The organism is Mycobacterium sp. (assembly GCF_039583805.1).
Taxonomy (GTDB): Bacteria; Actinomycetota; Actinomycetes; order Mycobacteriales; family Mycobacteriaceae; genus Mycobacterium.
Genome location: NZ_JAVKSH010000027.1, coordinates 1 through 11,877, shown reverse-complemented (window position 1 = coordinate 11,877; position 11,877 = coordinate 1). Strand labels below are relative to the sequence as shown.

Annotated in this window: 5 protein-coding genes and 3 pseudogenes; 3 read left to right on the top strand and 5 right to left on the bottom strand. The window is 69.1% G+C overall.

The annotated features are described in order from the left end of the window. Positions 1-24: 24 nt before the first annotated feature. On the top strand, positions 25-3,327 hold the full coding sequence (gene lysX, locus ABDW21_RS05400; protein WP_343710168.1) for a bifunctional lysylphosphatidylglycerol synthetase/lysine--tRNA ligase LysX: 3,303 nt from the start codon (positions 25-27) through the stop codon (positions 3,325-3,327). A gap of 97 nt (positions 3,328-3,424) precedes the next feature. Here lysX and uvrA read toward each other — a convergent pair whose 3' ends face one another. After that, positions 3,425-6,343, bottom strand: a complete 2,919-nt coding sequence (gene uvrA / locus ABDW21_RS05395) for an excinuclease ABC subunit UvrA (protein WP_343710167.1) — start codon at positions 6,341-6,343, stop codon at positions 3,425-3,427. 178 nt (positions 6,344-6,521) lie between these two features. Here uvrA and ABDW21_RS05390 point away from each other — a divergent pair, with 178 nt between their 5' ends. After that, a complete protein-coding gene (locus ABDW21_RS05390; RefSeq protein ID WP_343710170.1) occupies positions 6,522-9,074 on the top strand; it encodes an SEC-C metal-binding domain-containing protein in 2,553 nt (850 codons plus the stop codon). Between the two features lie 555 nt (positions 9,075-9,629). On the opposite strand, the pseudogene ABDW21_RS05385 reads toward ABDW21_RS05390, so the two are convergent. The 4 genes and pseudogenes from ABDW21_RS05385 to ABDW21_RS05370 form a co-directional block, all read right to left on the bottom strand. Further along, positions 9,630-10,157, bottom strand: a pseudogene (locus ABDW21_RS05385) (hypothetical protein); the annotation flags it as partial. A 75-nt stretch (positions 10,158-10,232) separates the two neighbouring features. Beyond that, a complete protein-coding gene (locus ABDW21_RS05380) occupies positions 10,233-10,520 on the bottom strand; it encodes a HigA family addiction module antitoxin (protein WP_343600627.1) in 288 nt (95 codons plus the stop codon). 31 nt (positions 10,521-10,551) lie between these two features. After that, a complete protein-coding gene (locus tag ABDW21_RS05375) occupies positions 10,552-10,833 on the bottom strand; it encodes a type II toxin-antitoxin system RelE/ParE family toxin (protein ID WP_343600626.1) in 282 nt (93 codons plus the stop codon). A 72-nt stretch (positions 10,834-10,905) separates the two neighbouring features. After that, positions 10,906-11,255, bottom strand: a pseudogene (locus ABDW21_RS05370) (hypothetical protein); the annotation flags it as partial. Here ABDW21_RS05370 and ABDW21_RS05365 point away from each other — a divergent pair. Then, a pseudogene (locus ABDW21_RS05365) lies at positions 11,172-11,877 on the top strand (hypothetical protein); the annotation flags it as partial. The pseudogenes ABDW21_RS05370 and ABDW21_RS05365 sit on opposite strands and share 84 nt — an antisense overlap.

Genomic DNA, 11,877 nt, shown 5'->3' with positions numbered 1-11,877 from the left:
ACGGAGCGAATATCCTCGCGGTCTGTGACAACCACCACGAGTCGACCGACAAGCCGGTACCGCTGGGTCCCCGCGGCCGCGGGCTGGACCGTCGGCGTCGTCGCCACCCTGTCGCTGCTGGCCAGCGTCTCGCCGATCATCCGGTGGGTCATCAAGCTGCCGCGGGAATTCGTCAACGAGTACCTGTTCAATTTTCCCGACACCAGCTTCGCGTGGTCGTTCGTGCTCGCGCTGCTGGCCGCGGCGCTCAGTGCGCGCAAGCGCATCGCCTGGTGGTTGCTGACGGGCAACCTGCTGCTCGCCGCCGGCGTGAACCTCTACGACCTGACCTCCGACGACCGCACCGCGTTGGATGTCGTCGGAGCAGGCCTCGGGCTGGTTCTGCATCTGGCCGCCATCGTGGTCCTGGTTTTGGGCTACCGAGAGTTTTGGGCCAAGGTCCGCCGCGGCGCGCCCATCAAGGCCGCGGCGGTGTTGGTGGCGGGGTGGGTGGTCGGAATCCTGCTGTCCTGGGGGCTGGTCGAACTGTTTCCGGGTTCGCTGGAAACCCAGGACCGGCTGCCGTACGTGGTGGACCGGGTCGTCGGCTTCGCGCTGGCCGGCCCGAGCGCTTTCACGGGCCGGCCGGAAGTCGTCCTCAACGCGATCTGCGGGCTGTTCGGCGTGCTCGCGCTGATCGGCGCGGCGATCGTGCTGTTCCGGTCGCAGCGCGCCGAGAACGCGCTGACCGGCGAGGACGAATCGGCCATCCGCGGGCTGCTGGAGTTGTTCGGGCAAAACGACTCGTTGGGCTACTTCGCCACCCGCCGCGACAAATCGGTGGTGTTCGCGCCGAGCGGCCGCGCCGCGATCACCTACCGCGTGGAGGTCGGCGTCTGCCTGGCAAGCGGCGACCCGATCGGTGACCCGCGTGCCTGGCCGCAGGCCATCGACGCGTGGCTGCGACTGTGCCAGACCTACGGGTGGGCGCCGGGCGTGATGGGTGCCAGCTCGCAGGGGGCCAGGGCATTTCGCGACGCCGGGCTGAGCGCGCTGGAGCTGGGCGACGAGGCCATTCTGCACACCGCCGGCTTCCGGCTGTCCGGTCCGGACATGCGCGCCGTGCGGCAGGGCGTGACGCGCGCCCGGCGGGCCGGTCTGTCGGTGCGAATCCGTCGGCATCGCGAGATTTCGGCGCCGGAGATGGCGCAGGTCATCGCCTGCGCCGACGCCTGGCGGGACACGGGGTCAGAGCGGGGCTTCTCGATGGCGTTGGGCCGGTTGGGCGATCCCGCTGACGCCGACTGCCTGCTGGTCGAGGCGGTCGACCGCGACGCCCGCGTGGTGGCGATGCTGTCGCTGGTGCCGTGGGGAACCAACGGCGCGTCGCTGGACTTGATGCGGCGTTCACCGCAGTCGGCCAACGGCACGATCGAGCTGATGGTCAGCGAGCTTGCTTTGCGCGCTGAAAGCTTTGGCATTGGCCGTATTTCACTGAACTTCGCCATGTTCCGCACCGCGTTCGAACAGGGCGCTCAGCTGGGCGCGGGACCGGTCGCCCGGTTGTGGCGGGGCTTGCTGGTGTTCTTCTCGCGCTGGTGGCAGCTGGAGACGCTGTATCGCTCGAACATGAAGTACCAGCCCGAGTGGGTTCCCCGGTACGCCTGCTACGAGGATGCCCGGCTGATTCCACGGGTCGGGGTGGCGTCGGTGATCGCAGAGGGTTTCCTGGTGCTGCCCTTCACCCGCCGCAACGAGCAGCACACCGGGCTCCATTCGGCGGTGCCGGATCGGCTGTCGGCGACCGGGATGCTGCACCCGGACGGTACGGCGCCGGATCTGTCGAGCCTGCAGCGGGCGGACGTCTTCGATGCCGGGCGGCCGTCTCGGCTGCCGGAACAGATGCGGGTTCGGCTGGACAAGTTGAAGACGTTGCAGGACAACGGTGTTGACCCCTACCCGGTCGGTCAGCCGCCCAGTCATACGATCGCCCAGGCGTTGGCCGCCGACGACCGGACGACGCTGTCGGTGTCCGGCCGGGTGTTGCGGATCCGCGACTTCGGCGGCGTGCTGTTCGCGCAGCTGCGCGACTGGTCAGCCGAAACGCAAGTGCTGCTGGACAACTCCGTCGTCACACGCGGCCGGGACTTCACCCGGGCGGTCGACCTGGGCGACCTGGTCGAAGTGACCGGGCAGATGGGCTTTTCCAAGAACGGGACCCGGTCGCTGATGGTGCGCAGCTGGCGACTGACCGGCAAGTGTCTGCGGCCGCTGCCGAACAAGTGGAACGGGCTGACCGATCCCGAAGCGCGGGTGCGCAGCCGCTACGTGGACCTGGCGGTCAACGCGCAGTCGCGCGAGCTGATCGCCGCCCGCAGCAGCGTGCTGCGGGCCATCCGGGAGACGTTGACGGCCAAGGGGTTCCTCGAGGTCGAGACCCCGATCCTGCAGCAGGTCCACGGCGGCGCCAGCGCCCGCCCGTTCGTCACCCACATCAACACCTACGGCCTGGACCTGTATCTGCGCATCGCGCCGGAGCTGTACCTGAAGCGGCTGTGCGTCGGCGGCGTCGAGCGGGTATTCGAGCTGGGCCGGGCCTTCCGCAACGAGGGCGTCGACTTCTGCCACAACCCGGAATTCACACTGCTGGAGGCCTATCAGGCCCATGCCGACTACCTGACCTGGGTCGACGGCTGCCGGGAGCTGATCCAAAACGCCGCCGAGGCCGCCCACGGCGCGCCGGTGGTGATGCGGCCCCGGCCGGACGGCGCGAAAGAGGGCCTGGAGCCGGTCGACGTCTCCGGCGTCTGGCCGGTCACGACCGTGCACGACGCCGTGTCGGAGGCGCTCGGGGAACAGGTCGACCCCGGCACCGATGTGGCTGTCCTGCGCAAGCTTGCCGACGCGGCCGGGATCCCCTACCTGCCCCGGTGGGACGCCGGAGCGCTGGTGCTCGAACTCTACGAGCACCTGGTCGAGGCGCGCACCGAGCAACCCACCTTCTACGTCGACTTTCCGACGTCGGTGTCCCCGTTGACCCGGCCGCACCGCAGCAAGGCCGGAGTCGCCGAACGCTGGGACCTGGTGGCCTGGGGCGTCGAACTGGGGACCGCCTACAGCGAACTGACCGATCCCGTCGAGCAGCGGCGCCGGCTGCAGGAGCAGTCGCTGCTGGCCGCGAGCGGCGACCCGGAAGCCATGGAACTCGACGAGGACTTCCTGCAGGCGATGGAGTACGCCATGCCGCCCACCGGCGGCCTCGGCATCGGTGTCGACCGCGTCGTCATGCTGATCACCGGCCGCAGTATCCGCGAGACGCTGCCGTTCCCGCTGGCCAAACCGCGTTGAGCGACTGTTCTGGCGGCGTTTCACCGCCGGTCGCCAGCCGCGCCGACACAACCTGCACACTCAAGCGCCCGAAGAGACCTCAGCGCCCGGAGGAACCTCAGGCGTTGACCCGCCGCCGCCGTTGGGACCGTCGCGGCGGGCTGGCCGGCGAGACCAGCACCTCGGCGAGGAACTTGCCGGTGTAGCTTTCCGGCACCGCCGCGACATCCTCGGGTGTGCCTTGCGCGACGACGGTGCCGCCCTCGGCGCCGCCTTCGGGGCCCATGTCGATGATCCAGTCCGACGTCTTGATCACGTCCAGGTTGTGTTCGATGACGATCACCGTGTTGCCTTTGTCGACCAGACCGCCCAGCACCGCGAGCAGCTTGCGGATGTCGTCGAAATGCAGACCGGTGGTGGGCTCGTCGAGGATGTAGACGGTCCGCCCGGTGGAGCGTTTCTGCAATTCCGACGCCAGCTTCACCCGCTGCGCCTCCCCGCCGGACAGTGTCGGCGCCGGCTGCCCGAGCCGCACGTAGCCCAGGCCGACGTCGACCAGGGTCTGCAGATAGCGGTGGATGCCGGTGATCGGGGCGAAGAACTCCGCCGCGTCCTCGATCGACATGTCGAGCACCTCGGCGATGGTTTTGTGCTTGTAGTGCACCTCCAGGGTTTCCCGGTTGTAGCGGGCGCCCTGGCACACTTCGCACGGCACGTACACGTCGGGCAGGAAGTTCATCTCGATCTTGATGGTGCCGTCGCCCGAACAGGCTTCGCAGCGGCCGCCTTTGACGTTGAACGAGAACCGGCCCGGCTGGTAGCCGCGGACCTTGGCTTCGGTGGTGGCCGCGAACAGCGCGCGGATCTTGTCGAACACCCCGGTGTAGGTGGCCGGGTTGGACCGCGGCGTGCGCCCGATCGGCGACTGGTCCACCCGCACCAATTTGTCGACATGCTCGAGCCCGGTGACCCGGGTGTGCCGGCCCGGGACCTGGCGGGCGCCGTTGAGCCTGTTGGCCAGCACCGCCGCCAGGATGTCGTTGACGAGGGTGGATTTCCCGGATCCCGACACACCCGTCACCGCGGTCAGCACGCCGAGCGGGAACGACACGTCGATCTCGCGCAGGTTGTGTTCGCGCGCGCCGACGACCGTGAGCCGTCGCCCCTTGTCCCGCTTGTCCACGGGGCGCCGGATCGCCGGCGTCTCAATGCTTTCCGCCCCCGAGAGATAGGCGCCGGTGATCGAGTTCTTGTTGCGCAGCAGGTCGGCGTAGGTGCCGCTGTGCACGATCTGCCCGCCGTGCTCGCCGGCCGCCGGGCCGATGTCGACGACCCAGTCGGCGTGCGCGATGGTGTCCTGGTCGTGTTCGACGACGATGAGCGTGTTGCCCAAATCCCTGAGCCGGGTGAGAGTTTCGATGAGACGACGGTTGTCGCGCTGGTGCAGACCGATCGACGGCTCGTCGAGCACGTACAGCACACCGACCAGCCCCGAGCCGATCTGGGTTGCGAGCCGGATGCGTTGCGCCTCACCGCCGGACAGCGTTGCCGCCGCCCGCGACAGCGACAGGTATTCCAGCCCGACGTCGAGCAGGAACCCCAGCCGCGACTGGATCTCCTTGAGCACCTGCCCGGCGATGGCCCGCTCACGGGTGCCCAGCCTGAGCGCGTTCAAAAACTCCGAACAGTCCGCGATCGACAGCTCGCAGACCTCCGCGATGGATTTCGCGCCGCGCTCCCCCGCCGCCAGCGTCACCGCCAGGATCTCCGGCTTCAGCCGCGTCCCGTGGCATTCCGGGCACGGCACGTCACGCATGAAACCCTCGTAGCGTTCCTTCATCATGTCCGACTCGGTCTGGGCCATCTTGCGCTGCAGGAACGCCATCACGCCTTCGAACTCGGCGTAGTAGGACCGGGTGCGGCCGTAGCGGTTGCGGTAGCGCACATGCACCTGCTCGTCGCAGCCCTGCAGGATCGCGGTGCGCGCCGCGGCCGGCAGCTTGCGCCACGGGGTGTCGACGTCGAAGCCCATCGCCTCACCGAGGCCGGCCAGCATCCGGGTGAAGTACTCGCTGGTGTGCCCCATCGACCACGGCGCCACCGCGCCCTGCGCGAGGGTCCGCTCCGGGTCCGGCACCACCAGATCCGGGTCGACCTCCTTGCGGATGCCCAGCCCGCTGCACTCGGAGCAGGCGCCGTAGGGCGAGTTGAACGAGAACGACCGCGGCTCCAGGTCGTCGACGGCCAGCGCGTGCCCGTTGGGGCAGGCCAGCTTCTCGGAGAACCGTTGCTCCCGGTTCTGGGCGTCGTGGGCTCCGTGATCCGGGAACTCCAGCACCACGATGCCGTCGGCCAGGTGCAGCGCAGTCTCGACCGAGTCGGTGAGCCGCTGCTTGGCGCTGGCCTTGACGGTCAGGCGGTCGACCACCACCTCGATGTCGTGCTTCTCCTGCTTCTTCAGCTTCGGCGGATCGGTCAGCGGATGCACCACACCGTCGACCCGGACCCGGCTGTAGCCCTGCGCGTTGAGTTTTTCGAACAGGTCGGCAAATTCGCCTTTGCGGGTGCGCACCACCGGCGCCAGCACCAAAAACCGGGTGCCCTCCGGCATGGCCAGCACCTGGTCGACGATCTGCTGCGGGGTCTGGCGGGCGATCCGCTGGCCGCACACCGGGCAGTGCGGGGTGCCGGCGCGGGCGTAGAGCAGCCGCAGGTAGTCGTAGACCTCGGTGATGGTGCCGACCGTCGAGCGCGGGTTGCGGTTGGTCGACTTCTGGTCGATGGACACCGCCGGCGACAGGCCCTCGATGAAGTCGACGTCAGGTTTGTCCATCTGGCCGAGGAACTGGCGGGCGTAGGCCGACAGCGACTCCACGTAGCGCCGCTGGCCCTCGGCGAAGATGGTGTCGAAGGCCAGCGACGACTTGCCCGACCCGGACAGCCCGGTGAACACGATCAACGCGTCGCGCGGCAGGTCGAGGTCGACGCCGCGCAGATTGTGCTCGCGGGCGCCCTTGACGATCAGGCGGTCAGCCACGCTGTCCCTCTCAGTGCAACTTTCGCGGTGCGCCAAGCCCATAGTGCGCACGGCGTCCTCCATGCTATGCGCCGGCACAGACAGGCGATCAGCCCAGGAACGTCGACGCCACCCGCGGGCACGAATCGCGGGCCCGGTGTGGCATAGGGTGCTCACCGTGGCGGCAACGATCGATCCGATGCGGACCCTGGCGACAATCCTGGCCGAACACGGCCCCTTACAGGAGGACGACATCGCACGTCGGCTGCGAGATGCCGGCGTGACCGATTCGGACGCCGTCCTGGGCGCGCTGCGCCTCGAAATCGATTGCCGCGCAGCACAGTTGGCTGACGACCGATGGGTGTGGCTGCCCGCGCTGCTGGCCGGGCGGGTGTTCACCCACCGGCTCGGCGCGGACGAGGCGGTCCACGACCTGTTCGCGGTGACCCCGGACCTGAACCCGATCAGCACGCTCTGCGATCACGAGCAGTACGGCCGGCTCACCGACGGGTCGGCGGTGGAGCTGGTGCTGGCCGGGCTCGACGACGAGCTGCTCGAACAGCGTGACATCCCAGCCGAGGTGGTCGACCCGGACGGGGCGCTGCTGCTGGAGCCGGGCACGCTGGCGGCGTTGGGGGCCTCCGAGGGCGACCTGGTCGGGGTGCGGCTGACCGCCGACGGCCTCGCGGTCGAGCTGATCGGCACACCCACCCCCGGTGACGCCGGCGTCGGCGCCCGGTTGGCGGACCTGCTCGACGCCGACGAGCCGACGTTCTTCGACCAGGCGGTCTGGACCGCGTGCGTCGACGATCCGGCGGTGTTCACCAAGCCGCTGGCACCGCTGTGCGAGATCGCCGACAACTACGGTCTGGCGCATCAAGGCGAGTGGCTGGCACCCGCCGGGTTCGACTTCGACGAGTGGCGGTTGGACCGCGGGTGCGCGCTTCTGGCCCTGCGCCACGATCTCGACCCCGACGACGCATTCGCGCTGTACACGCTGATCAAACTGCACGAGCGGATGGCACTGCTGCTGCTGAGCGCCGACGCCGACGAACTGCCGCAGGACGTTACGCCCGAAGCCGACCAGGACGCGGCGGAGCCCGCGAGCAGCCCGTTCCTCGAGCTGGGCGGTGCGCTCGGCGCCGCGCTGGCCGACCCGATGCTGGCGCGGCTGCTGGTGGCCGAGACCGTCGACACCGACCCCGACGGGGCGGCTGCGCTGGGCCTGTTCGCGGAGGTGTTGGAGCCGAGGGTGCCCCGGGCGGCGCGGGTGGCGTTGCGCTGGCTGCGCGCCGTCGCCTACGAGCGGACCGGCGATATCGACGCGGCCGAACGCGAGCTGCTGGCGGCCGAGTCGATGGATATCGACTGGCCGCTGCCGCTGCTCGATTTGGCCCGCATCGCCTCCGATCGCGGCGACGCCGAGCGCGGGTTGGCGCTGCTGCGCCGCGCCGGCGCCGACCCCGACCACCCGCTGGTCGAGCTGTTGGAGCGGCACCGCGCCCAGCCGCGCCGCGACCTGGGCCGCAACGCGGCGTGCTGGTGCGGGTCGGGCCGCAAGTACAAGAAATGCCACCTCGGCCGCGAGGAACTGCCGCTGTCCGAGCGGGTGAATTGGTTGTATGCGAAGGCGTGCCACCATACGTTGGCCAGCGGCTGGACCGGCCTGCTGACCGAGTTGAGCCACGAACGCTGCCGGTATGCCGACCCCGACGACGACGACGCGCTGGCCGCGGCGATGGCCGATCCGCTGGTGCTGGATGCGGTGCTGTTCGAGGGCGGCGCGTTTGCGGAGTTCCTCGAGATGCGCGGCTCGCTGCTGCCCGACGACGAGCGGTTGCTGGCGCAGCAATGGCTGCTGGTGCAACGGTCGGTGTTCGAAGTCGAGCAGGTGCGGCGCGGCCAGGGTGTCACCGTGCGCGACGTGCGCACCGGCGACACCCACGAAGTGGTCGAGCGGACGGCCAGCCGTCAACTGCAACCCAGGCAGCTGGTGTGCGCCCGCGTGTTGCCCACCGGCGACGCCATGGTGTTCTTCGGCGGGATCGAACCGGTCGCGCTGCACGAACGTGACCCGCTGATCGAGCTGCTCGACGACGAACCTGACCCGGTGACGCTGGTGGCGCAGCTGACCCGCCGGTTCGCGCCGCCGACGCTGGTCAACACCGAGGGGGATCCGCTGGCGATCTGCCAGGCCGGCGTGCGCGTCGGGGACCCGGCTGGGATTCAGGGCGCGCTCGACGAGGTCTACGACCGCGTCGACGGCGAGGAGCCGCCGCAGTGGTTCGAGCACGTCATCACCGACGGCCTGCAGCGGATTCGCGCCACCCTGGTCCTCGACGGCCACACGCTGCGCATCGAAGCCAACAGCGAGCGGCGGATGGATCGCGTGCTGGCCACGCTGGCACGTCTCGACCCGGCGATGAGCGTGCTCGACGACGAGCGTCGCCCCCTGCGTGACGCCCGCGAGGCGGCCAAGCTGGCCGAACAGCTGCCGATCACCGGCGCGGGCGCGCTCGACCCCGACGACCCCGAGGTGGCCGGCTTTCTCGGCGAGTTCATCCGCGAATACGAGACCCGCTGGCTCGACGAGCCCATCCCCGCACTCAACGGGTATACGCCGCGCCAGGCCGCCGATGACCCCACCCGGCGCGGCGACCTGATCAAACTCCTGGACAGCTTTCCCGCCGGCGCGGCCGCCCACGGCGGCATGGACGCCGACCGGCTGCGCGACGCGCTCGGCCTGGGGTAGCCGACCGGGCGGCGTTCACGCCGGGAGCGTCGCGCCGATCTCGACGGCGAATTCGCGGAATTGGTTGTGGCCGGGCAGGTCTCGCAGACACCGCGCCGTCAGGTCGCGGGCGACGTCGGTGTTGCCGCGGCGGTGCGCGAGCCGCGCGGCCAGAAACGTCCGCTCCGGACCGCCCAACGCGGGGTGGGCGGCGATCCTGTCGAGCGGGCCGCCGTCGGAGTCCGCGAGGTTGTCCAGCAGCAGACCGTGCCATTCGGCCAGTGCGCCCGCCCGCTCTCGCCCGGCGCCGCCGGAACTTTGCGTTCGGCGCGTCGACGCGCCGCCGCCCGACAGCCGGTCCAGCGCCCGCACGTACTGTTCGGCGAAGCCTTCCCAGGTGTCGGCGACGCGCAGCATCTGCGCGAGCACGGCGGCGAGCGTCGTCTCCTTCGCCCCGACCGGGCCGTCACCGTAGCGGGTCCAGCCGTACCGGGACTCCCACCGAATCAGCTGCGGCGCAGCCGTTTCGGCGAACACCGCAAACCCCTGGCGTTCCCACGTCCACGCCCACAACCCCGCCGCCGCATCGGAGACGACGAAGCCCGCCGCCGCCACCGGATCCTCGGAGCGGAAGTAGTAGTAGTCACGGGCGGCGCACGCGAGGTCGATCAGTTGCTCCAGCGCGGACGCCGCGGGCCCGGCATCCTCGGCGCGCAGCGCATCCTGGGCTTCGGTGGCAAGCCGCTTGAAGGTGAAACGCCAGCGTGACCGCTCCCGCGGTGTCACCCGCCGGTCCCCGCCCAGGTAGGCGCCGGAGCGGGCCAGCGACACGAAGTGATCGACCTCGTCGCGCACCGTCTCGGGATCGGCCGGCTCCGGCGCGCGCCGCCGCGGGCGGGCGCTCCCGTCGCCGGCCAGCTCGACCTCGATGCGCTCCCGCACGGTCGCCGTGCCGCGCCAGTAAAGGTTCCACAGCGCCTTGCGCAGGCGTTCCTCGTCGAGCCCGGACACTACGCGGAAGAATTGTTCGCGGTTCATGCGATTGGCTGCCACGAGGGCGAGGTTATCTCTTTGTGTCAACGCGCCGAGCGGCGCCAACACCATCGTGGGGCCGTTCGCCGACCCGGCTGCAGATTTGATTTCAGACCGGGCCATCACGCGCGCCCAAGTCGATGCGGTTCAGGTGATGCACTCGATGGTGTCCAGCTTGCCGGCAAGACGCTCACGGGCAATCTCGCCGTCATAGTGGGCCTGCATGTTGACCCAGAACATGTCGCTCAGACCGAGCGCCCGGGACAATCGCAGCGCGGTGTCGGCGGTGATGGCCCGCTTGCCGTGCACGATTTCGTTGATGCGCCGCGGTGGAACGTCGATCACCTTGGCGATCCTGTACTGGGACAACCCCAGCGGCTGCAGGAACTCGCTGTTCAAGATTTCGCCCGGGTGAGTTGGGGCAAAGTCTGCCATCGGTCCTCCTCTCTAGTGGTAGTCGGCCTCTCTAGTGGTAGTCGGCCAGCTCAACGTCCTCGGCATCGGCGCCGACCCATGCGAAGCAGATGCGCCACTGGTCATTGACCCGGATGCTGTATTGCCCGGCCCGGTTGCCGACCAGTTTCTCCAGTCGGTTGCCCGGCGGCACCCGCAGGTCGTTGATGGTTGCGGCGGCGTTGATGAGAGCCAGTTTGTTGTATGCGGTTTTGGTGAGCTGCGGGCCGAGTTTCCTGACGTAGATGCGGCGCCAGATGGCCTCCGTATGCTTGTCCCGAAACGACCGGATCACCAATTGATGATAACGGTTCGTGTTAATATCGTCCAGCGTTATCAATTCGGCTCCCAGTTGTATTTCGCTGAACAGCCCCTCCGGCGCACCCGAGTGGATCGGCGGCCAGTCGGGCAGCGCGGAGACTTCCGTCGGCCATGGATGCTGAGCGCACGCTTCGAATACCGCGATGCATGCGCTGCGCGTTGGCACGAGGTCGCTATCGGGCTGCAGCCCTTCGAGAAGCTGCAAGTCCAGCAGGTGTCGAACTGGTCGGCATTGCCGGCTTCGACGGTAGGGACCTCGATCGGAACGGATGCGAAAGGCTGGCCCCGGTAGCTCAGCTTGGCGGTGAATCGGTGGGGCTTCACGGGCATGGCCGGGACGTCGATCTCTTCGGGAGCAGTGAAGATCGCGGTGAGCCCCTCCCAGCCCGCCTCGCCCCCTGGCGCCGCAGCGAACACCTCGAAACATGGCTCAAACCATATGTTCTCGAACTGTCGTACACATCGCGACGCCTGAAGCCAGACGCACAAGACCTCGGCGACGATGGCCCGCCGTTCCGCTGGGACGCCGAGCGTCGCGCCCTTCTCGGCGCCGATCTCGATGCCGGCTTTCTCCACATCTACGGCCAGGACCGCGACGAGGCCCAGCACGTCCTCGACTCGTTCCCAGTTGTCCGCAAGCACGAGGAGCGCGACTTCGGCGAGTACCGCACCAAGCGCCTCGTCCTGGAAGCCTACGACCGCATGGCCGAGGCGATCGCCAACGGCGGTGAGGGCTGGAAGCCATTCGCCATCGACAAGGGATTCCTCACAGACCTGGGCAAGCTGGAGAAGTCCGTCGTCAACCGGGTCACCGAGGTCTTCGACGAATTCGACGCCGCCACCCACACCGGCCTGCCCCTGGAAAAGATAGCCAACGCCCGTAACCCGCGGTTCCGGTCCATCCGCATCGACCAGTCCTGGCGGGGCATCGTGCTGGCCCCCGCCGCCGGCGACGTGTACACCCTGCTCAAGGTGCTGCCGCATGATGGCGCCTACGCCTGGGCGCAGCGCAGCAACG

What these genes read in the sequence shown, in the direction of transcription:
- ABDW21_RS05390 (WP_343710170.1), top strand. Translation starts at nt 6,522, where the DNA reads ATGCGGACCCTGGCGACAATCCTGGCCGAACACGGCCCCTTACAGGAG.
- ABDW21_RS05380 (WP_343600627.1), bottom strand. Translation starts at nt 10,520, where the DNA reads ATGGCAGACTTTGCCCCAACTCACCCGGGCGAAATCTTGAACAGCGAG.